The organism is Streptomyces sp. NPDC055025, from assembly GCF_053608565.1.
This window is the reverse complement of the sequence record NZ_JBSGVS010000006.1, coordinates 76,514-96,559: the sequence shown is the minus strand read 5'-3', so window position 1 is coordinate 96,559 and position 20,046 is coordinate 76,514. Positions and strand designations below refer to the sequence as shown.

Annotated in this window: 19 protein-coding genes; 12 read left to right on the top strand and 7 right to left on the bottom strand. The window is 71.6% G+C overall.

The features are described from left to right. Positions 1–107: 107 nt before the first annotated feature. Positions 108–1,004, bottom strand: coding sequence for a DMT family transporter (locus ACWGDX_RS06050; protein ID WP_453622686.1), 897 nt, complete (start codon positions 1,002–1,004; stop codon positions 108–110). On the opposite strand from ACWGDX_RS06050, the gene ACWGDX_RS06045 reads away from it, so the two are divergent. Both ACWGDX_RS06045 and ACWGDX_RS06040 read left to right on the top strand, forming a co-directional pair. After that, entirely contained in the window at positions 1,003–2,466 is a 1,464-nt protein-coding gene (locus ACWGDX_RS06045) for an aminotransferase-like domain-containing protein (protein WP_453622684.1), read from the top strand. The two genes, ACWGDX_RS06050 and ACWGDX_RS06045, sit on opposite strands and share 2 nt — an antisense overlap. Positions 2,467–2,621: 155 nt before the next feature. Further along, a complete protein-coding gene (locus ACWGDX_RS06040) occupies positions 2,622–3,197 on the top strand; it encodes a histidine phosphatase family protein (RefSeq protein WP_363083499.1) in 576 nt (191 codons plus the stop codon). 80 nt (positions 3,198–3,277) lie between these two features. On the opposite strand, the gene ACWGDX_RS06035 is transcribed toward ACWGDX_RS06040, so the two are convergent. Next, on the bottom strand, positions 3,278–4,102 hold the full coding sequence (locus tag ACWGDX_RS06035) for a hypothetical protein (protein ID WP_453622682.1): 825 nt from the start codon (positions 4,100–4,102) through the stop codon (positions 3,278–3,280). Positions 4,103–4,246: 144 nt separating this feature from the next. Next, the gene (gene recQ / locus ACWGDX_RS06030) at positions 4,247–6,175 is read right to left on the bottom strand and encodes a DNA helicase RecQ (RefSeq protein ID WP_453622680.1); all 1,929 of its coding nucleotides are present in this window, start codon (positions 6,173–6,175) and stop codon (positions 4,247–4,249) included. A 201-nt stretch (positions 6,176–6,376) separates the two neighbouring features. On the opposite strand from recQ, the gene ACWGDX_RS06025 reads away from it, so the two are divergent. Then, the gene (locus ACWGDX_RS06025; protein WP_453622678.1) at positions 6,377–7,150 is read left to right on the top strand and encodes a VOC family protein; all 774 of its coding nucleotides are present in this window, start codon (positions 6,377–6,379) and stop codon (positions 7,148–7,150) included. Positions 7,151–7,286: 136 nt separating this feature from the next. Here the strand turns inward: ACWGDX_RS06025 and ACWGDX_RS06020 are convergent, their stop codons facing one another. Continuing rightward, positions 7,287–7,991: a class I SAM-dependent methyltransferase gene (locus ACWGDX_RS06020; protein WP_453622676.1), complete on the bottom strand. Its 705-nt coding sequence runs from the start codon at positions 7,989–7,991 to the stop codon at positions 7,287–7,289. A 115-nt stretch (positions 7,992–8,106) separates the two neighbouring features. On the opposite strand from ACWGDX_RS06020, the gene ACWGDX_RS06015 reads away from it, so the two are divergent. Beyond that, positions 8,107–8,697 carry a helix-turn-helix domain-containing protein gene (locus ACWGDX_RS06015; protein ID WP_453622674.1) on the top strand — a complete coding sequence of 197 codons (591 nt, stop codon included), beginning with the start codon at positions 8,107–8,109 and terminating at the stop codon, positions 8,695–8,697. A 61-nt stretch (positions 8,698–8,758) separates the two neighbouring features. On the opposite strand, the gene ACWGDX_RS06010 is transcribed toward ACWGDX_RS06015, so the two are convergent. Continuing rightward, complete coding sequence (locus ACWGDX_RS06010) at positions 8,759–9,718, bottom strand: SDR family NAD(P)-dependent oxidoreductase (RefSeq protein WP_453622672.1); 960 nt, start codon at positions 9,716–9,718, stop codon at positions 8,759–8,761. Between the two features lie 442 nt (positions 9,719–10,160). On the opposite strand from ACWGDX_RS06010, the gene ACWGDX_RS06005 reads away from it, so the two are divergent. The 4 genes from ACWGDX_RS06005 to ACWGDX_RS05990 all read left to right on the top strand — a co-directional run bounded on the left by ACWGDX_RS06005 (position 10,161) and on the right by ACWGDX_RS05990 (position 14,685). Continuing rightward, positions 10,161–11,192, top strand: coding sequence for an alpha/beta hydrolase (locus ACWGDX_RS06005; protein ID WP_453622670.1), 1,032 nt, complete (start codon positions 10,161–10,163; stop codon positions 11,190–11,192). Further along, positions 11,185–12,459 carry an acyltransferase family protein gene (locus ACWGDX_RS06000; protein ID WP_453622668.1) on the top strand — a complete coding sequence of 425 codons (1,275 nt, stop codon included), beginning with the start codon at positions 11,185–11,187 and terminating at the stop codon, positions 12,457–12,459. The genes ACWGDX_RS06005 and ACWGDX_RS06000 overlap by 8 nt, the downstream gene beginning before the upstream one ends. A 97-nt stretch (positions 12,460–12,556) precedes the next feature. Further along, positions 12,557–14,005: a sensor histidine kinase gene (locus ACWGDX_RS05995; RefSeq protein WP_453622806.1), complete on the top strand. Its 1,449-nt coding sequence runs from the start codon at positions 12,557–12,559 to the stop codon at positions 14,003–14,005. A 2-nt stretch (positions 14,006–14,007) separates the two neighbouring features. Beyond that, positions 14,008–14,685, top strand: a complete 678-nt coding sequence (locus tag ACWGDX_RS05990; RefSeq protein WP_453622666.1) for a response regulator — start codon at positions 14,008–14,010, stop codon at positions 14,683–14,685. 50 nt (positions 14,686–14,735) lie between these two features. Here the strand turns inward: ACWGDX_RS05990 and ACWGDX_RS05985 are convergent, their stop codons facing one another. Together ACWGDX_RS05985 and ACWGDX_RS05980 are read right to left on the bottom strand one after the other, a co-directional pair. Beyond that, a complete protein-coding gene (locus ACWGDX_RS05985) occupies positions 14,736–15,995 on the bottom strand; it encodes an RNA polymerase sigma factor (RefSeq protein WP_453622664.1) in 1,260 nt (419 codons plus the stop codon). Between the two features lie 48 nt (positions 15,996–16,043). Continuing rightward, the gene (locus tag ACWGDX_RS05980) at positions 16,044–16,400 is read right to left on the bottom strand and encodes a YciI family protein (protein WP_453622662.1); all 357 of its coding nucleotides are present in this window, start codon (positions 16,398–16,400) and stop codon (positions 16,044–16,046) included. A 413-nt stretch (positions 16,401–16,813) separates the two neighbouring features. Between ACWGDX_RS05980 and ACWGDX_RS05975 the strand changes: the two genes are divergently transcribed. From ACWGDX_RS05975 to ACWGDX_RS05960, 4 genes are all read left to right on the top strand, one after another. Further along, positions 16,814–17,989: a Cmx/CmrA family chloramphenicol efflux MFS transporter gene (locus tag ACWGDX_RS05975; protein ID WP_453622660.1), complete on the top strand. Its 1,176-nt coding sequence runs from the start codon at positions 16,814–16,816 to the stop codon at positions 17,987–17,989. A gap of 257 nt (positions 17,990–18,246) precedes the next feature. Beyond that, entirely contained in the window at positions 18,247–18,642 is a 396-nt protein-coding gene (locus tag ACWGDX_RS05970) for a peptidase inhibitor family I36 protein (RefSeq protein ID WP_453622658.1), read from the top strand. 318 nt (positions 18,643–18,960) lie between these two features. After that, positions 18,961–19,089, top strand: coding sequence for a hypothetical protein (locus tag ACWGDX_RS05965; protein ID WP_453622821.1), 129 nt, complete (start codon positions 18,961–18,963; stop codon positions 19,087–19,089). A 578-nt stretch (positions 19,090–19,667) separates the two neighbouring features. After that, entirely contained in the window at positions 19,668–19,991 is a 324-nt protein-coding gene (locus ACWGDX_RS05960; RefSeq protein WP_453622657.1) for a hypothetical protein, read from the top strand. Positions 19,992–20,046 lie beyond the last annotated feature (55 nt).

The following is a 20,046-nucleotide window of genomic DNA, read 5'->3' as shown; positions in this document are numbered from 1 at the left end:
GCGGGGGTACGCGTCAGGCGGGGGCGGCGGATGTTCCGCGGTAAGACGCGCGACCGCTTGTCCGCGGTCAGGGTGCCCGATCCCGTTGCCCGGCCGCCTGCCCGCGGTCAGGTGTCCGATCGCTGGGTGACCGCGATACAGACCAGCACCGCGACGGCCGCCACCGGCGCGGCGGGGGTGAGGTGCTCACCGAGCAGTAGCACCGACCAGACCAGGGTCAGCACGGGCTGGGCGAGCTGGAGCTGACTGGCCTTCGCGATACCGATCGACGCCATGCCCCGGTACCAGACATACAGACCGAAGAAGGTCGAGCCCGCCGCCACCCAGACGAGCCCGATCGCCCCATGGGCCGTCCAGCGCGCCGGCTCCACGGCGAGGGCCGCCGCCGCGCCCGCCACCGACAGCGGCAGACATCCGATCAGCGCCCAGCCGATCACCTGCCAGCCGGGCATCACCCGGGCCAGCCTGCCGCCCTCCGTATAGCCCGCCGCGCAGACCAGCAGCGCGCCGAAGAGATACAGATCGCCGGCCGAGAGGGCTCCGCCGCTCTGCTGGACCGCGAAGGCGATCACTACGACCGCGCCGGCCAGCGCGGCCAGCCAGAACGTACGGGACGGGCGCCGGCCCGTACGTACCGCCGCGAGCGCGGCCGTGGTCAGCGGCAGCAGCCCGACCACCACGGCCGCGTGCGAGGTGGTGGAGGTCTCCAGCGCCAGCGTCGTCAGCAGGGGAAAGCCCACCACGACCCCGCCGCCCACCACCGCGAGCCCGCCCCAGTGCCGGCGCTCGGGAACCGGGACGCGCAGTGTCAGCAGAAAGCCGCCCGCGATCAGCGCGGCGAGAGCGCCGCGAAGGGCGACGAGCGACCAGGGGCCGAAACTCTCCAGCCCCCACACGGTGGACGGAAAGGTGAGCGAGAAGGCGACGACGCCCAGAGCGGCGAGCAGGGTGCCACCGCCGACCGCTATCGAAGTGTCTGGAGTAGCGCTATCCTGTGCTGTCATGCACGAGCGTAGCAGTGTCACAGGTCTGGCGGATTCCCTGCGGCAGGAGCTGAACCGCTACTCACCTGGTGGAAAGCTGCCGTCCAGCAGAGCACTGGTCGATCGTTACCGTGTCTCCCCGGTGACCGTCTCCCGCGCCCTCGCCCGGCTCGCCGCCGAAGGACTCGTCGTCACCCGTCCCGGCGCCGGGGCCTTCCGCGCGCCCGCGCGGACCGTTGCCCCGCCCCGTGGTGACACCTCCTGGCAGGAGGTCGCCCTCAGCGCCGACGCCGCCACCGAACTCGTACCGCGCGCGGTCGACGCCTCCGGAGTCCTGGTCACGCTCGCCGCGCCGCCGCCCGGGGTCATCGAGTTCAACGGCGGCTATCTGCATCCCTCCCTCCAGCCGGAGCAGGCGATGGCCGCCGCGCTGGCACGGGCGGGCCGGCGGCCCGGTGCCTGGGGCCGGCCGCCCACCGACGGGCTGCCCGAACTGCGCGAGTGGTTCGCCCGGGGGATCGGGGACCCGGTCACGGCGGCGGAGGTCCTGGTCACGGCGGGTGGCCAGAGCGCGCTGACCACCGCGCTGCGGGCGCTCGCCCCGCCCGGCGCGCCGGTGCTCGTGGAGTCGCCCACCTACCCGGGGATGCTGGCGGTCGCACGCGCCGCCGGGCTGCGGCCGGTGCCGGTGCCGGTGGACCCGGACGGCGTACGGCCCGAGCTGCTCGCCGCCGCCTTCCGGGCCACCGGCTCCCGGCTCTTCGTCTGCCAGCCGCTCTTCCAGAACCCCACCGGCGCCGTGCTCTCCCCGGCCCGCCGTCCCGAGGTGTTGCGGATCGCCCGGGAGGCCGGGGCTTTTGTCGTCGAGGACGACTTCGTACGCCGGCTGGTCCACGAGGACGCGGGCCCGCTGCCCAGGCCGCTCACCGCCGACGACCCCGACGGTGTGGTCGTCCATGTCTGCTCGCTCACCAAGGCGACCTCGCCGAGCCTGCGGGTCGGCGCGCTCGTGGCACGCGGTCCGGTCCTGGAGCGGCTGCGTGCCATCCATGTCGTCGACACCTTCTTCGTACCGCGCCCGCTCCAGGAAGCCGCGCTGGAACTGGTGGGCTCGGCCGCCTGGAACCGCCATCTGCGCTCCGTCTCCTCGGCGCTGCGGATTCGCAGGGACACCCTCACGGCCGCGCTCCGGGGCGAGCTGCCCGAGCTGGCCCTGCCGCACATCCCGTCCGGCGGTTATCACCTCTGGCTCCGGCTTCCCGACGGCACCGACGAGCAGGCCGTCGTCTCCGCCGCGCTGCGCGCGGGGGTCGCGGTCGCGCCGGGCCGTCCGTACTTCAGCGCCGAACCTCCCGCCGCCCAGCTCCGGTTGAGCTTCGCCGCGGTGGCGGGCCCCGCCGAGATCACCGAAGGGGTACGGAGACTGCGTACGGCCTGCGACGAGGCACTCGGCGCGCCGGGCCCCCGCCCGCCCGCCGGGTAGGGACCTGTTCCCCCCGTGACTGCCCGGGGCCCGTCCCGGCGACCGCTCAGGACCGTCCTCACGGCCGCCCGGGGCCTGCCTGGTGACGGTTGGTGTCCGGCCCGCCGCGAGGGTGACTCTTGACCTGCGGAGGATTCGGCTCCACGATCACGGCCATGAGTGTTCGGGTCACGTTGGTCGCCGCCGCGCGCAGCTCGGACGTGTTCGACGAGCGCTTCGACGACGACCGGCCGCTCGACCAGGTCGGATGGTACGAGATGCAGCTCGCCGCCCACACCCTGATCCCGCTGGCCGCCGCCGATCTCCGCTACTGCTCACCGACGCCGCGCAGCCGCGCCACCGGTGACGCGCTGGGCTTCGCGCCGCTCGCCCAGCCCGCGCTGCGCGACTGCGACATGGGCCGCTGGCGCGGCTTCACCCTGTCCGAGGTGGCGGCCCGCGAGCCGGCCGCCGTCGACGCGTGGCTCGCCGACCCGCGGGCCGCCCCGCACGGGGGCGAACCCCTGCTGGCCTTCATCTCGCGGATAGGGGGCTGGCTGGACACCCGCCCCGCCGAGGACATCGCCGCCATCGTCGCGGTGGCGGAACCGGCGGTGGTGCGGGCGGCGCTGGTGTACGCGCTGAAGGCCCCGCCCCGTACGTACTGGTACGTGGATGTCCGACCGCTGTCGACGGTCACCCTGACCGGTACGCCGGGGCGCTGGCACCTCCAGATCGGCTCGGGCGGCTAGCCGGCCGTGACGTCGGCGCCCGTCGTCCGTGGCCCGTGGCCCGTCGCCCGCCGGACAGAATCCAGTTGCCGGGACAGGACCTAGCCGGAGGAGTGGTGGCCCGGGGCGAGGAGTGGTGGGGAGCGTATGTCGTCGGGCGGCGGGGGGAAGTCGGCGACGGTGAGATCGATGTCCGCCTCGCACCCCGGCTGTCCGCATTCACACGCGAAGGCGAGGACGGTCGTCCTGGTGTCCCCGTGCGACCACGGACGCGCGAAGAACGCCTCGTACTGCCGGACCGTGGCGCGGTTGGCGTACCGCGACAGCCGTCCGCGCTCGGCCGCCGTCGTCGCCACCGGGCCCCTGGCGAGGGCCTCGGCGAAGAGTTTCTCCACCGCCGCGACCGTCTCCGCCACACTGTCGTGTCCGTCGACGACGAGTTTCGGGGCTCCGTACTCCCTCACCCGCGCTCCGATCTCCCCCACCAGCGATCGGTAGAGCGTGAGCGGGCCCGGTGGCAGATCGCGTGCGGCCAGCCGGGTCCGCTGGACCTCGGCCGACGGCAGCAGCCATACGGCGTGGCCGCCCGTGCCCACGACCGGCGGGGTGATGGGGGTCCCCTCGGCGATGATCAGCGGGGCGGCGGGCAGCGCGCGGAGATCGTCCAGGATCATCCGCCCGCGCTCATGGTGCAGGGACATGGCGAGCAGTTCCGCCTCGGGCGCGGACCAGCGTTCCTCGCGCGACAGCGACTCCCACCGGATCGCCTCCGGATGGCCCGCGGCGATGGCGCGGTCGCGGTGCTCCCAGGTGTGGGCGTCGGCGTTGTACCAGCGCAGCCCGTGCCGCCGGGCGATCAGCCGGGCGACGGTCGTCTTGCCCGCGCCGGGCGGACCGCCGATCCAGAGAACGTCGCGATGGGGCATGCCGTCCATTCTCGCCGTGCGCGGACGCCTTCGGAGACCGTGGGCCGATGCCTCCGGAGTCCGTCCCGCGCGCATTACCGTCCTCGCGCGCGCATCACCCCGTCACGCCGACCCCCTCACGCCGACCCTGTCACCGCGTTCCCGTCACTCCGTACCGAGCGTCTCCAGGATCTGTTCCCCGTACTTCGCCAGCTTGTTCTCGCCCACCCCGTTCACCGTGCCCAGTTCCGCCAGGGTCGACGGAGCCAGCGTCGCGATCTCGCGCAGCGTCGCGTCATGGAAGACGACATACGCGGGCACGCCCTGCTCCTTCGCCGTCGCGGCCCGCCAGGCACGCAGCGACTCGAACACCGGCACCGCCTCCTCCGGCAGATCCACCGGCGCGGCACGGTTCTTGGCCGTCTTCTCCGCGCGCGCGGGCCGGGCCGCCGCCTTCTCGGGTTCGCGCCGCAGTACGACGGGACGCCGCCCGCCCAGCACCTCGCCGCTCTCCTCCGTGAGGACCAGCGTCCCGTAGTCGCCCTCGACCGCGATGAGCCCCTGCGCCAGCAACTGCCGTGCCACGCTGCGCCATTCCGCCTCGCGCAGCTCCGTACCGATACCGAACACGCTCAGCGCGTCATGATCGAACTGGATGACCTTGGCCGTTTTCCTGCCCAGCAGGATGTCGGTGATCTGTCCCGCGCCGAACTTCTGGTTCCGCTCGCGCTTCAGCCTGACCACCGTCGAGAGCAGCTTCTGCGCCGGGACCGTGCCGTCCCAGGACTCGGCGGGTGTCAGACATGTGTCGCAGTTGCCGCACGCGCCGCTCTTCTCGCTGAAGTACGCGAGCAGTTGGACGCGACGGCACTCCACCGTCTCGCAGAGCGCGAGCATCGCGTCGACATGGGCGCCCAGCCGCCGCCGGTGCGCGTCGTCGCCCTCGGAGGTGTCGATCATCTTCCGCTGCTGTACGACATCCTGGAGTCCGTACGCCAGCCAGGCCGTCGACGGCAGCCCGTCACGGCCGGCACGTCCGGTCTCCTGGTAGTACCCCTCGACGGACTTCGGCAGATCGAGATGGGCGACGAAGCGTACGTCCGGCTTGTCGATACCCATCCCGAACGCGATGGTCGCGACCATGACCATCCCGTCCTCCCGCAGGAAGCGTGCCTGGTTCGCGGCCCTCGTACGGGCGTCGAGCCCCGCGTGGTACGGCAGCGCCTCGATCCCGTTCTTCACCAGGAACTCGGCGGTCTTCTCCACCGACGCCCGCGAGAGGCAGTAGATGATCCCCGCGTCACCGGCGTGCTCGGCGCGCAGGAGCTGGAGGAGCTGCCGCTTCGGGTCGTTCTTGGGCGCGATGCGGTACTGGATGTTGGGCCGGTCGAAGCTCGCGACGAAGTGACGCGCGTCCTGGAGCTTGAGGCGGGAGGCGATCTCCCCGTGGGTGGCCTCGGTGGCCGTCGCGGTGAGCGCGATACGGGGTACGTCGGGCCAGCGTTCGTGCAGCGCCGACAAGGCCAGATAATCGGGGCGGAAGTCATGGCCCCACTGGGCGACACAGTGCGCCTCGTCGATGGCGAACAGGGAGATCGTGCCGCGCTCCAGCAGCCGTACGGTCGACTCCACCCGCAGCCGCTCCGGCGCGAGATAGAGCAGATCCAGCTCACCGGAGAGGAACTCCGCCTCCACCAGGCGCCGTTCGTCCAGATCCTGGGTGGAGTTGAGGAACCCGGCCCTGACACCGAGCGCTCTCAGCGCGTCGACCTGGTCCTGCATGAGCGCGATGAGCGGTGATACGACGACCCCGACGCCCTTCCGCACCAGAGCGGGGATCTGGTAGCAGAGCGACTTGCCGCCGCCGGTCGGCATGAGGACGAGGGCGTCGCCGCCGGCCACCACATGGTCGATGATCTCCTGCTGGCTCCCGCGGAAGGAGTCGTATCCGAAGACGCGGTGGAGCACGCGCAGCGCCTCGCTGTCCGCTGCTGGGTCCGTCACCGGAGCCGTCTCGGGGCTCGTCGCGGAACTTGTCTCAGGACTCTCCTTCGGACTCGCCTCGGGACGGGGGTCGGAATCGGGAGCGCTCATCCGCCGATTCTACGAGCCTCCTACGACACCGTTCGGACGTTCCATGATCCAGGGGGCTCGCATATAGGACACGCACTGACCTGTATGCGACCTAGCGTCGGACGGGTCGAACGAACGGACCGGACGAACGGGCCGAGCGGAGAGGGCCGACAGGCCCGACAGCCGACGGGCCCGACGACCCCGGCGAGGCAGGAGAACCTCATGAGCTATGTGACCAGCAACCAGCCGACAGGCACCCCGACCTGGATCGACCTCGGTGTTCACGACACGCGGCGTGCGGCCGAGTTCTACGGGGCTCTGTTCGGCTGGGAGTTCGAGGCGGGGGTGGCGGAGGCGGGGCGGTACACGCTGTGCCTGCTGCGCGGACGCCCGGTGGCGGGACTGAGGCCGCTGGCGGAGCCGACGGCGGGGGAGGGCGGCTCCGGCCACTGGCGCGTGTATATCGCCACCGACGACTGCGATGACACCGCCAAGCGTGTCGTCGCGGCCGGCGGCACTCTCGTGGAGAGCCCGCAGGATGTCGGGGACCAGGGCCGCACGGCCCTGGTGGTGGACCCGGTCGGCGCCGAGTTCGCGCTGTGGCAGGGAGGTGCGCGCCTCGGCTGCGAGATAGTGAACGAGCCGGGCAGCCTCGTACGGAACGATCTGACCACCCCGGACCCCGGCCCGGCGCGCGCGTTCTATCCGGCGGTCTTCGACTACACCCTGGACGGCAACGACGATCTCCCGGACGCCGACTTCAGCTTCCTGCGCCGGCCGGACGGACATGAGATCGGCGGGATCATGGGCGTCGAGCGGGGAGAGCCGTCGGTCTGGAAGACGCTCTTCGAGGTCGCCGACACCGATGCCGCGACAGCGCGGGCCGTCGCGGCGGGTGGCACCGCGGGCGCCCCCTCGGACACGATCTACGCGCGGATGGCGGAGATCACCGATCCGTTCGGCAACAGCTTCCAGGTGGGCGCGAGGCCGCAGTAGCGCGCGCCGGGCCGACCGGGGAGCGGCACCGGGGGCCGACCGGGGGGCGCCGACCGGGGGGCGGCACCGTACCGGGGCCGCCCCGCGCACCCGGGGCCTCGGTCAGGTGTCGGCCTCGGTCAGGCGTTTGCCTCGGTCAGGCCCCGGCCTCGCTCAGGCGTCGGACCTTGAGGGTGTTGTCCGTACGCATGCCCGGCCGGCCGTCGGGCCCGTTCTGCTGTCGCTCGTGTTCTTCACAGATCTGCACCTCCCATTCCCCGTCCGCCAGGTCGAGGGATTCGAGGACCTCCTCGGGCGTGGGGAAGTGCACCTCGGGGTGCGGGTTCTCCTCCCAGGGGGCGAACCCGCCGTGCCCGACGATCAGAAGCACCCCGCCGGGTGCGACGGCCGACGCGGCGGTCCGCAGGATCCTCTCGCGGGGCAGGTCGCCGTAGGAGTGCAGGAAATGGGCCGAGACAAGATCGAAACGGCCCTCGGGGAAGGACACCCCGAGATCGTGCCGCTGCCAGTCGATCCGGTCCGCGACCCCCTCCGCCTCCGCGTGTTCGGCCGCGCGGCCGAGGGCGACGCCGGAGATGTCGGTGCCGGTGACCCGCCACCCCTGCCGTGCGAGCCAGACCGCGTCGGCCCCCTCGCCGGACCCCAGGTCCAGGGCCCGGCCCGGGTTCAGCCCCGTGATCTCGCGGACCAGGACGGTGTTGGGCCGCCCGCTCCAGATCCGGTGGCTCTGCTCGTAACGATCGTCCCAGTACTCCTCGTCCGAGGCGAAGTCCTCGGGGGACGCGACCTTCTCGTGGGACGCGTGGTCGTGGTCGTGGTCCTGGTCGGTCATCGCTGCCATGCCTCACTTTGCCGTGTTCGTCGACGCACGTGAGTGACGTGCCTCCGTCCGCTGGAGATACTCCGCCCGGGGGACGCGTTTGACAAACCTTGTTGCCGAGACGGCAAATGGAGGAATGGCAACCGACGACCTCTCCACCGTCCTGACCGCCGTGGGCCCGCGTCTGCGGGCCCTGCGGCGGGACCGGGGCACCACACTGGCCCAGCTCAGCGAGTCCACCGGGATCTCCCTCAGCACCCTGTCGCGCCTGGAGTCCGGGCGGCGCAAGCCCACCCTGGAACTGCTGCTGCCGCTGGCGAAGGCATACGGCGTGCCCCTGGACGAACTGGTGGACGCACCGCCGACGGGTGACCCGCGTATCCACCACCGTCCCTTCACCCGGGACGGCAGGACCTTCGTACCGCTGACCCGCCATCTCGGCGGGCTCCAGGCGTACAAGATGGTCCTGCCCCGTCGCAAGGAAGACTGCGAGGACCTGGAGCAGCGGGTGCACGAGGGGTACGAGTGGCTCTATGTCCTGGCCGGCCGGCTGCGGCTGCTGCTGGGGGAGCACGATCTCGTACTCGCCGCGGGAGAAGCGGCGGAGTTCGACACCCGCACTCCGCACGCCTTCACCTCCGCGGGCCCGGAACCGGTCGAACTCCTCAGCCTGTTCGGACAGCAGGGCGAGCGGATGCATGTACGGGCCCGCCCCAAGGGCCAGTAACGGCTGTTACGTCACGGTCATCCGCGGTCGTGGCACGGTCGCGTCGCGGTGGCGGTCACCGTCACGCGGACCGGCGGCGCTTCGACTCGGCGACCCTGTCGAGGGACACCTGCCACAGACGGGTGGCCGCGTCGGGGTCGAGCGCGTGGTCCGCGACGCCTTCGCGCGGGCCGCCCGGGACATGGCGGCGGGCCTCGTTGCAGTCCTCGAAATACCGGCCCCCCACGCCTTCGAGCCGCGGTGAGGTCGCTACCAGAACGGACATCGCCGCACCCTGCTCGGGCGTCTTGAAGACATACCCGCCGTTGGCGATCGCACCGGCGAGCTGTTCCTGGTCCATGTGCCGCGTCAGGTTCGACAGGATCGCCCCGGGGTGCACCGCGTTGACGGCGATGCCGTCGCCGGCCCAGCGGCGGTGGGCCTCGACCGCGAAGAGGGCGTTGGCCGTCTTGGACTGGTCGTAGGCGATCTCCGGGTCGTACGGGCGCGTGACGAAGTCGATGTCGTCGAAGTCCACCGCGCTCCCGAGATGCCCCACCGAGCTGAGCGCCACGACACGGGCCCGGCCGGCCGCCGCCAGCGCGGGGTGCAGCCCCGTGGCGAGCGCGAAGTGGCCCAGATGGTTGGTGGCGAACTGGAGCTCCCAGCCCTCCGGCGTCCGCGTCTCGGGCGACATCATCACCCCCGCGTTGTTGACGAGGATGTGGAGCGGCCCGTCCCACGCGGCGGTGAAGGCCTCGACGGAGCCCTGGTCGGCGAGATCGAGCGGCGCGACATGGACCTCCTTGCCGCCGGTGGTCGCCCTGATGTCCTCGGCGACCTTGTCACCGGCCTCGGTGTTCCGTACGGCCAGGGTCACTTCCGCGCCCGCGCCGACGAGCGCCCGTGCGGTCTCGACACCGATACCGGAGGCCGCGCCGGTCACGACGGCGCGGCGGCCGGTGAGATCGATACCGGCCACCACTTCGGCGGCGGTGGACCGGGCGTCGAAGGGGGTGGTGATGAGCGCCGGTTCCGTCATGGGACTGCCTCTCTGCGCGGTGTTCCGGGGTAGTACTCGCGGTGGCTTCCGGTGGCTTCCGGGGCTTCCCGTCGTATCGGGTCGCTTCCGGTGTACCGGTGGCTTCCGCCGTATTTCGGACGGCCGGCGGCAAAGCCCTGCCGGCCGGATCCGATGCCTCGGGCGGTACCCCTCCAGCCAACACCGGCCGAGTGCCCCCGACGGGGTGCCAGAGGGGTCCGACTCTGCCGGGGGTCTGCCAGACCCCCCTTCCGGACCCCCTTCGGCTTCGGGACGGGCCTGGTCCACGGGCGCTGCCGGGCCCGCCGGGTGCCACCCCCTACCCGTAGTACCTCAGAGCCAGGCGCGAGATGAGCTCCCCGGCGGGACGCCGACCACAGGGCGCGATCCATACCGTCCGTACCGGAAGCACGAAGAACATCCGGTACGGAAGGACCCCCCTATGGCGCCCCGTCCGCGTAGCAGCCGTGCGCGCAGCAGTCGTCCGCGTGGCAGCGGCTCCCTCGGCAGTCGCCCTCGCGCCGGTCGCTCACGCCGCGCCCTGCTCGCCGCGCTCGTCACCGCGTCACTGGCGGTGCCGGTGTCCGGCGCCGCCCGTCCCGCGGCCGTACCGGCGCCGGTTCCGGCCGCGGCCCAGCTCGCCCCGCTGCCGGCGGGGGCCTCGGCACCCGCCGTCCTCGCCGCCGCTCTCGACGCGCGGTACGCCGCCAACCGCGTCGGCATCCGCGCGGCCGAACGGATGGCCGCGGGCCACGGCGACCGAAGAAGGGCCGCCGCGTTGCACACCATGGCCGACGCGGGACGCCACTTCCTCTCCTTCGACGGCCGCGACGGCGGACGCACCGCCGAGGTCTTCGGCGATCTGGCGGACGCCGAGCGGATCGCCGTACTGGTGCCCGGTTCGGACACCGGTCTCGACCGGTACGAGCGCTTCCGCGCCGGAGCCCTCGCGCTGCGACGGAAGCTGGGCGGCGGGGCCGCGGTCATCGCCTGGCTCGGCTACAAGACGCCCGGCACGGTGAGCCCCGAGGCCCTGACCCCAGGACGTGCCCATGACGCCGCTCCTCGACTCCGCGATTTTCTGGGTGAGTTGAGCGTGGCCAAGCCCGCGGCCCGGACCACGCTGCTCTGTCACTCCTACGGCTCGGTGGTCTGCGCGCTGGCCGCCCCGGCGGCGCGGACGGCCGGCATCGTCCTGTACGGCAGCCCCGGCACCGGTGCCGACAGCGTCGGGGACCTGCACACCACCGCCACCGTCTGGGCGGGCCGTGGCGCCCATGACTGGATCGCCGGCATACCGCATGCCCGGCTCCAACTGCCCTTCGCCACCCTTGGGTTCGGGCCCGATCCGGTGTCGAAGGCGTTCGGCGCCCATATCTTCGACGCGGGGGCGGGAGGGCACAGCGACTACCTCAAGCCCGGGTCCGTATCACTGCGGAACCTCGCCCTGATCGTCTCGGGCCGTCATGCGTGAAGTCGTCCGGCGGATCGAGTCCGCCACCCCGCCCGACCGTGACCGTGCCGTCGACGCGCTGCGTGCCTTCGCCATCCTCGGCGTGGTGCTCGGACACTGGCTGGTGACCGCCCTGGTCGCCGACAGCGGCACCGTACGCGGCAGCAGCCCGCTCCGTTACATGCCCCAACTGGCGCCGATATCCTGGGTGTTCCAGACCCTTGCCGTCTTCTTCCTGGTCGGCGGGCAGATGGGTGCCAGGAGTTACGCCTCGGCCCGCGCCCGGGGTACGGCATACGGGGAGTGGCTCGGCGCCCGGATGGCGCGGCTGTTCAGACCGGTCGCCGCCGTGATGGCGGTGTGGGCGGTGGCGGCGGGCGCGATGCTGGCCTCCGGGGTCGGCTTCGAGACCGTACAGACCCTTTACCGGCTGATTCTCTCGCCCCTCTGGTTTCTGCTGGTCTTCGCGGCCCTGACCGCGGCGACCCCGCTGGTCACGCGGTTGCACCCGCTGTGGCCGCTTGCCGTCGTGCTGTACGTCGACCTGTTCCGGTTCGGTCTGACCGGCTCCGGCGGCTCCGGCGGCTCCGGTGGCTTGGGCGGCTCTGGCGGCTCCGGTGGCATCGGCGGCATCGACCGCCCGGACTGGCTGGGCCTGCTGGGCTGGCTCAATGTCGGCGCAGGCTGGCTCGTGCCGTACTGCCTCGGCGCGCTCTGGGCACGGCGCGGTATACCGGGGCGGACCACGGGATGGGCGCTGCTGGTCGGCGGCGGCGCCGCGACGGCCGTGCTGATCCTGTTCGCCGGCTACCCGGCGTCGATGGTCGGTGTGCCCGGCGCCGGGATCTCCAACCTCGACCCCCCGACCCTGGCGGCCGTAGCCTTCGGTCTGGCCCAGTGCGGCGCCGCGCTTCTGCTGCTCGGCCCGCTGCGCCGCCGGCTGGTACGGCCGGGAGCCTGGGCGGCGGTGGCGCTGCTGAATCTGTCCGCGATGACGGTCTTCGTCTGGCACCAGACCGCGATGATCGCGGTCACCGCCCTCGGACTGTGGGCGGCCGGCGTCCTGCCCGGACTGCACACCGTGCCGGACGGGACCGGCTGGGTGCTCGCCCGGATCTGCTGGCTGCCGCTGTTCGCGATGGCGCTGCTCGTGTGCTGGGCGGCGTTCCGTACGTACGAGCAGGGACGGCCGCGGCCGTACGAACAAGGACGGCCGAGGCAGTCCTGCCGGGTCGTGAGCGAGGGGCGTCCCGCCCCGGAAGCGGAGGCGGAGGTGCGGCGTGCCTAGGGTGAATCCCGTGGTGAACCCTGCGGGGAATTCCGCGAAGAACGCGAAGAACGCGAAGAACACGAAGAGCGGGAAGAAGTGGTACGGCCGGGAGCGGCTGGCGCGGACCGCACAGGCCACGGCCGGCACGCTGCGCGCGGACCTCTGGACGACAGCCACCGTTCCGCCACCGCGCGTGGGCCGGTCCCGCTGGCTGGAGTGGCGGCCCGCGCTGGTGTCGCCGCTCGCGGTGCTCGCGCCGCTCCTGCTCCTGCTCAACACGAATCAGTACGCCTTCGACTACCGGATCGGTGTGCCCGTCGCCGTCCTGCTCGCCACGATCCAGTCGGCGTCGCTGGTCACCGCGCCGTTCCTGCCGGTACTGGCGTGGTGGGCCTCGACGCTCGCCATGGTCGTGGTCACGGCGCTCGCGCGGCCCGCTCTCGGCCACTCGATGTCCTGGATCGACAGCGGATTCGCCGTCCAGGTCCTGGCGGTGTTCCTGGTCGCGCTGCGGGTCCGCCCCCGGATCGCCGCCGAGGTGCTGGTGATCAGTGTTCTGGCGGTCATGCTCGGCGGCGCGCTCGCGTCGGGGCTCCAGAGCGGTGTCGGCTCCGTGGGCGCGATCCTGGTGATCGCGGTCGTGCTCGGGGCCGCGCTGCGCGGCCGTCAGGTGGCCCGTACGGAACTGGTCGTACAGGAGGAGATCACCGCCGAGGAACGGGCCAGGCGCACCCTCCTGGAGGAGCGCAACCGGATCGCGCGCGAGCTGCACGATGTGGTCGCCCACCATATGTCGGTGATCTCCATCCAGGCCCAGGCCGCCCCGCATCTGGCCGAGAACCCGTCCGAGGAGCTGCGGGAGAATCTCGCGGGCATCCGGGAGAACGCGGTCGAGGCACTCACCGAACTGCGCCGGGTGCTCGGCGTACTGCGCTCCGAGGACGCCCTCGCCGAGGGCGCGCGGCACGCTCCGCAGCCCAGTCTCGACCGGCTGGACGAACTCGTCGGCAATGTGCGCGCCGCCGGGGTCGCTATCACCACGCGTACGGTCGGGGAACCGCGTCCGCTGCCGCCGGGCGTCGGGCTGTCGGCGTTCCGTATCGTGCAGGAGGCGCTCAGCAATGTGATGCGGCACGCGCCGGGGGCGGAGGTACGGGTGGAGACCGGCTATCACCCGACAGGGGTCACGGTCCGGGTCACGAACACCGCCCCGGACCCGACCGCTCCGCCTTCACCCTCCGCACCCTCTGCTTCCGCCTCCTCCGCCTCACCGTCCTCCTCCGCTTCCGCCTCCCCGTCCCCGTCCCCCTCCCCGTCCCCGTCCTCCTCGCCGGGAGCCGGCCATGGCCTGCTCGGTATGCGCGAACGCACCGCGATGCTGGGCGGCGAACTGGCGACCGGGGCCACACCCGACGGCGGCTGGGAAGTGACCGCGCTGCTGCCCACGAACCACTCCTCCGGACCCGCCGACCCTGCCGGACGCACTGGATCCGCCGGATCCGCCGGACCCGCCGCTTCCGCCCGGCGTCTTGAGGACATCGACGAAATCGAGGACACCGTATGACCATGACGAGCACGCCCATCCGCGTGCTGATCGCCGACGATCAGATGATGGTCCGTCAGGGCCTCACCGTGCTGCTCAACGCCGAGCCCGGTATCGAGGTCGTCGGCCAGGCCGTGGACGGCCTCGACGCGATCGCCAAGGTCGCCGACCTCACCCCCGACGTGGTGCTGATGGACATACGGATGCCGGGAGTCGGCGGTATCGAGGCGACGCGCCGTATCACCGGCCCGGACGGCGCCACCGTCAAGGTGCTCGTACTGACCACCTTCGATCTCGACGAGTATGTGTACGAGGCGCTGCGCGCGGGCGCGTCCGGCTTTCTGCTGAAGGACGCGTCGGCCGCCGAACTGGCCCAGGCGGTACGGGTGGTGGCGGCCGGCGACGCCCTGCTCGCCCCGAACATCACCAAGCGGCTGATCGCCGAGTTCTCACGTATGACCGCGGCGCCCCGCGCCCCGCTCAAGGAGCGCGTAGGCGATCTGACGGAACGTGAGACGGAGGTGCTGTCCCTGATCGCACAGGGCCTGTCGAACGCGGAGATCGCCGTGTCCCTGGTGGTGGCGGAGCAGACCGTCAAGACCCATGTGGGCCGGATCCTGGTCAAGCTGGGCCTGCGTGACCGTACGCAGGTCGCGGTCTTCGCGTACGAGTCGGGGCTGGTGCGGCCGGCCGGTTACTGAGCGGATGGCCGCGCGGTCCCGGCGGGATCTGGTGACCGGCCGGGCGTGATCTAGTGACCGGCCGTGGGGGTGGTGGGGCGGCGCGAGGCCCGCTCCAGGAGGAGTTCACGCTCGCGCGCGTTGCGGGTCAGTGACGCGGCCCGTTCGAATTCGGCGCGCGCCTCCTCCGTGCGGCCGAGGCGCTCCAGCAGATCTCCCCGGACGCTCGGCAGCAGGTGGTAGCCCTTCAGAGCCGGTTCCCCGGTGAGGGCGTCCACCAGCTTCAGGCCGGCGGCCGGGCCCTGCGCCATCGAGACGGCGACCGCGCGGTTCAGCGCCACCACGGGGGAGGGGATCAGGGCCATCAGCCGCCCGTACAGCACGGCGATCGCCGTCCAGTCGGTGTCCTCGTAACGGATCGTCCGCGCGTGGCACGCGGCGATCGCGGCCTGGACGGAGTACGGACCGTCGCCCGCCCGGTGCAGGGCCTCGATGCCACGGCGGATGAACAGCCGGTTCCACTTGGAGCGGTTCTGGTCGGCGAGCAGCACCGGCCGGCCGTCGGGGCCCGTGCGGGCCCCGATACGGGATGCCTGGAACTCCAGCAGCGCCGCCAGGCCGTGGACCTCGGGTTCCATGGGCATCAGAGCCGCCAGGACACGGGCCAGGCGCAGCGCGTCCTCGCACAGGGCGGGGCGTACGAGATCGTCACCGGCCGTCGCGGAGTAGCCCTCGTTGAAGACGAGGTAGATGACTTCGAGGACCGACGAGAGCCGGGCGGCGCGGTCGGAGCCGTACGGGACCTCGAAGGGCACCCCGGCCTTGGCGAGCGTCCGTTTCGCGCGGACGATGCGCTGTGCGACGGTCGGCTCCGAGGCCAGGAACGCGCGGGCGATCTCCTCGGTGGTCAGCCCGCCCAGCAACCGCAGCGTGAGCGCGATCCGGGCCTCCGTCGACAGCACGGGGTGGCACGCGGTGAAGATCAGCCGCAGCAGGTCGTCGTCGATGCCGTCGATGCCGTCGGAGTCGTCCGGTTCGGGCGGGGGCACGTCCTCCAGGGTCCGTCCGACCTCGGCGAGCTTGCGCGCGTAGGTCTCCTTGCGGCGTACGAGATCGATGGCGCGGTGCTTGGCGGTGGCCATGAGCCAGGCGCCCGGTCTGTCCGGGACGCCCGACTCCGGCCACCGCTCCAGCGCGGCGACCAGAGCGTCCTGCGCGAGTTCCTCGGCGATGCCCACGTCCCGCACGATGCGGGCGACACCAGCGATGATTCGCGCGGACTCGATCCTGAATACCGCTTCGACCGTCTCGGTCGCGCTTGCTGCCGTCACAACCACCCATCAGAACAGCCGTGCGGTGGCGGAGCAAACGCGGCCCCATCAGCCTTCGGCGATCTCGCGGACCTCGACGGTGACGTCCCAGTGCTCCGGGTGGATCTCCAGGAACCGCTTGGCCCACTCCAGCGCCTCGGCCTTGTCCTCGCACCGGGAGATGGAGTACCCCCCGATGACTTCCTTGCTCTCGGTGAAGGGCCCGTCGGTGTAGCTGAGCTTGCCCCCGGACCAGGTGATCCGGGTGCCCTCGGCGGTCGGCGCGAGCCCGGCCGTGTCCAGCATGACCCCGGCCTTGCTGATCTCCTCGAACAGCGCGCCCATCCGCTCGTCGAACTCGGGGCCCGGCGTATCGGTGGGGGCGTTCCGCTCGTCGATGCGGACCAACGTCAGAAAACGCGGCATGGTGACTCCTCGGTCGCGAGGGCGGGGACTCTCCCCGCCTCTCAACCCTGCGTCGAACGGGCACCGGCCGGATCGACAGCTCCCCGGAAATTCCTCCAAGTTTTTTTCCACCATCCATGGGCCGGTGCCTGAGGAAGTGAGGTGCTTCGGGGGTATCGACGCGCTTCGGGGGTATCGACGTGCCTCGGGGGAAGTGAGGTGCCTCGGGGGTGCCGGTCGGGTAGCGTGCGGGCCATGTCGAGCCCCGAGTCGGACACGGTGGGGGCTTTCGGTCACGCCGTCAGCCCCCTGAACCACTGAGTTCGTAGCCCTGCCGTCCCGCCGCGTTCCGCGGCCGGACGAGTGTGCCCCGGGGTGCTGACCGCGGTGACGAGATGACCTTCTCGTGCTTCTCCTCACCTCGGAGCCACTCGATGCCTCTTCCGCTGTACCTGCTCGCCATGGCGGTCTTCGCCATGGGCACCTCGGAATTCATGCTCGCCGGCCTCCTGCCGGACATCGCCTCCGACCTCGACGTGACAGTCGGGACAGCGGGCATGCTCACCTCGGCCTTCGCGATCGGAATGACGGTCGGCGCGCCGCTCATGGCCGGACTCGCCCGCGACCGGCCCGGACGGTCCAGCCTGCTCGGGTTCGTCCTCGTGTTCTCGGCCGCCCACGCCGTGGGCGCCGCCACCTCGGCCTTCCCGGTCCTGTTCGCGACCCGGGTGGTCGCGGCGCTCGCGAACGCGGGGTTCCTCGCCGTAGCCCTGACGACCGCCGTCGCGCTGGTCCCTCCCGGCAAGAAGGGACGCGCGCTCGCCGTGCTGCTGTCGGGCACCACGGTGGCCACGGTCGCCGGTGTCCCAGGGGGATCGCTACTCGGCACACTGCTCGGCTGGCGGGCCACCTTCTGGGCCGTCGCCGTGCTCTGTCTGCCCGCGGCCATCGGCATCCTCAAGGGAATCCCGGCGCGGCCCGCGATCGAAGCCACCCATACACCGGCCATGCGATCAGAGCTCGCACAGCTGAGAAATCCGCGGCTGCTCCTGGTCATGCTGCTTGGCGCGCTGGTGAACGCGGCGACCTTCGCGAGCTTCACCTTCCTCGCCCCCGTCGTGACCGGCACCGCCGGGCTGGGCGAACTGTGGATCCCCGTAGCTCTCGTGCTCTTCGGCGCCGGTTCCCTCGTCGGCGTCACCGTCGCGGGACGGCTTGCCGACCAGCGCCCCGGGCTGGTCGTCGCAGCCGGTGGTCCGCTGCTCCTCGTCGGCTGGCCGGCCCTGGCAGCGCTGGCCGACCGGCCGGTTCCTCTGCTCACCCTCGTGTTCGTGCAGGGCGCGTTGTCGTTCGCGCTCGGCGGCACGCTGATCACGCGGGTCCTGTACGAGGCGGCGGGAGCCCCCACCATGGCCGGCTCCTACGCGACCGCCGCGCTCAATGCCGGCGCGGCCGTCGGACCGCTCGTCGCCGCGGCCACCCTCGGTACCGCGGCCGGGGACCTCGGGCCGCTCTGGGCAAGCGGACTCCTTGTCGCGATCGCACTGCTCGTCGCGTTCTCCTGGCGTGGTGTCATCACGGCCGGCCGGGCCGGCGAGGTGGTCCAGTGACGTACGCGAGCGTGGGACGAACTGGTCCCACTCGCGGTCACCCATGGTGACCCATGGTCACCCATATGGAAGCGGCGCGCGGGCCGTGCCAGGGGCAGAGGCGCGTCGTGGGAGCTGGAGCGAGCTTCGGACGCCCCTCTTTCCGCCTCTGCCCACGCGTGCCGCGGTCCTGCCAGGCTGCTGATGACCAGTGCGTCGGGCCTCGGGATTCGGATCGTGGCCCGCCCCCACACATCACCGGCAAAGGGAGCTTTCCAATGAACCGCTTCACCGCGTTCGCCGCCGCCTCGATTCTCCTGACGGGTGCCCTCGGCGTCGGCTCCACCGCGACCGCGACCGCAGCCGCGGGCGTCCACGTCCCAGCCGCCACCAGCCCGAGCGCCGCCTACAACTGCACCGGGAGATTCTGTATCTACAGCGGCTGGAACGGCAGCGGAAGGAGCTGTTCCTGGACGGCCGACAAGATCTCGAACACCGCCGACGGCTGCCCCTTCATCCGGGATGGGCAGAATGTCCGCTCGGTGTGGAACGGAACCGGCGGCAAGGTCACGTACTACACGCAGACCAACTACAACGCGCGGGTCGGCTCCACCCCTGCCGGACAGGGCGGCAGCCTTCAGGGCAACTACCAGATCCGTTCCTTCAAGCACTGACCTCCCGGCTGTGCTCGCCCCGTCGCGGCATCCGGCCTCCGGCATCCGGCGTACGTGCTCGCCGCCCCGGCCGGAAGCCCAGATGCCCAGATGCCCAGATGGCTCCGGATCCAGGCGCCGAGGCGGGGCGAGCACAGCGTTCGGCGGATACGGGACGTGGGGCTGAGGCGGAGATGCCTCTACGAGCTGACGCACGGCGGCCGCGGCCCCGTCCCCGACCGCGAACCCGGTGACGTTCGTGCCGATCGACCCCATCGTCGAAATCCACGAGCCATCCGGTCACGGCGCGCGGCAGGATGCCCCCTGTGAACCGGCGGGATGTCCGCGCTCCCGCCGCCGGTCATCGTGGCGCTGCTCAGCGACGCCGACGGGCAGGTGGCGGAAGCCCCGGCCGCCAACCCCTCGCTGCCGCTTGCCGTGATGAAGGACCTGGTGCCCCAGCGCTGATCGCCCCGCCGCCGACTGAAACACTTGGTCACCTCACCTGAGCGGTCACACCGACTGTGACTGAGCGCCGTAGATGGCGGACTTCGCCAACTGAAGTGCGTGAGTACTGAGGAGTCTCATTCGCGTGCACACGCTAAGCCGGCCAGACGGCGAGGACTTCGGCCTTGGGCACCAACGGAACAGCCAGTATCGGTGAGATTGATTTTGGTTGTGTGACAGGTCGAGACGCACGATCGTGGGGCCTTGTGCGGAAGCCCGGTGGCGGGCTGTGTGTGCGATACCCCGGTCTCCTATCTCTGGCCCACGGTGCAAAGTTGCGTCGGCCCTCTGTTCCGCCGGAACACCATTGCCTGTGGGCCGAGGCCCGGCAGGCATCTAGACTTCCGGTTCCCAGAACAGAGAGGACGCCTTGTCAGATGGCAGCGCCGGACGATACGACATCCCGCCCTCCGAGTGGTGATCCTCACCCTTCCGACCCGCCGCCAGAAGGCAGCGATGGGGGAAGGCCCTCGCGTCGGCGCATCGCTGACAGGTGGAACGGTCTCGGGGTCGCTGGCAAAGTGGGTGTGATCGGCGGTGTGGCCGCTGCGGTGGTCGGAGGCTTCTTCGCCCTTTCCAACACCCGCGCGGCCGCGACCGGCCCCGGCCCCGGGCGCGACAGCTACGACGACACCAACGACTCCTGCGAAGTCCATACTGACGACCACCCCAGCCCGGCCGCCATCGGCCTAGCCCTCGCAGCGTGGCTCGTAGACGAGTACGAGCGCAACACCTGCCTCAACCCCCGCGGCCATGCCGCTGGCGACTGCGAACGCGAGCGCCGACCGGTGTCCGCTCACGTCAAGGGCCCTGGCGGCGAGCGGCTCAGGGGCAGAGAGACCGCGAACTCCCAGGATCGTTAGCCAGAGGACAGCTGACCGCTTGCACCGTGAGGCAGAGATGCGCCGTGGGGGCCAT

Excerpts from the sequence above, each read along its gene's own strand:
- ACWGDX_RS05990 (WP_453622666.1), top strand. The coding sequence starts at position 14,008 with ATGACGAGCACGCCCATCCGCGTGCTGATCGCCGACGATCAGATGATG.
- ACWGDX_RS06035 (WP_453622682.1), bottom strand. The coding sequence starts at position 4,102 with ATGCCCCATCGCGACGTTCTCTGGATCGGCGGTCCGCCCGGCGCGGGC.
- ACWGDX_RS06015 (WP_453622674.1), top strand. The coding sequence starts at position 8,107 with ATGGCAACCGACGACCTCTCCACCGTCCTGACCGCCGTGGGCCCGCGT.
- ACWGDX_RS06020 (WP_453622676.1), bottom strand. The coding sequence starts at position 7,991 with ATGGCAGCGATGACCGACCAGGACCACGACCACGACCACGCGTCCCAC.
- ACWGDX_RS06050 (WP_453622686.1), bottom strand. The coding sequence starts at position 1,004 with ATGACAGCACAGGATAGCGCTACTCCAGACACTTCGATAGCGGTCGGC.
- recQ (WP_453622680.1), bottom strand. The coding sequence starts at position 6,175 with ATGAGCGCTCCCGATTCCGACCCCCGTCCCGAGGCGAGTCCGAAGGAG.
- ACWGDX_RS05975 (WP_453622660.1), top strand. The coding sequence starts at position 16,814 with ATGCCTCTTCCGCTGTACCTGCTCGCCATGGCGGTCTTCGCCATGGGC.
- ACWGDX_RS05965 (WP_453622821.1), top strand. The coding sequence starts at position 18,961 with ATGTCCGCGCTCCCGCCGCCGGTCATCGTGGCGCTGCTCAGCGACGCC.
- ACWGDX_RS06005 (WP_453622670.1), top strand. The coding sequence starts at position 10,161 with ATGGCGCCCCGTCCGCGTAGCAGCCGTGCGCGCAGCAGTCGTCCGCGT.
- ACWGDX_RS06045 (WP_453622684.1), top strand. The coding sequence starts at position 1,003 with ATGCACGAGCGTAGCAGTGTCACAGGTCTGGCGGATTCCCTGCGGCAG.
- ACWGDX_RS06025 (WP_453622678.1), top strand. The coding sequence starts at position 6,377 with ATGAGCTATGTGACCAGCAACCAGCCGACAGGCACCCCGACCTGGATC.
- ACWGDX_RS05970 (WP_453622658.1), top strand. The coding sequence starts at position 18,247 with ATGAACCGCTTCACCGCGTTCGCCGCCGCCTCGATTCTCCTGACGGGT.
- ACWGDX_RS06000 (WP_453622668.1), top strand. The coding sequence starts at position 11,185 with ATGCGTGAAGTCGTCCGGCGGATCGAGTCCGCCACCCCGCCCGACCGT.
- ACWGDX_RS06040 (WP_363083499.1), top strand. The coding sequence starts at position 2,622 with ATGAGTGTTCGGGTCACGTTGGTCGCCGCCGCGCGCAGCTCGGACGTG.
- ACWGDX_RS06010 (WP_453622672.1), bottom strand. The coding sequence starts at position 9,718 with ATGACGGAACCGGCGCTCATCACCACCCCCTTCGACGCCCGGTCCACC.
- ACWGDX_RS05980 (WP_453622662.1), bottom strand. The coding sequence starts at position 16,400 with ATGCCGCGTTTTCTGACGTTGGTCCGCATCGACGAGCGGAACGCCCCC.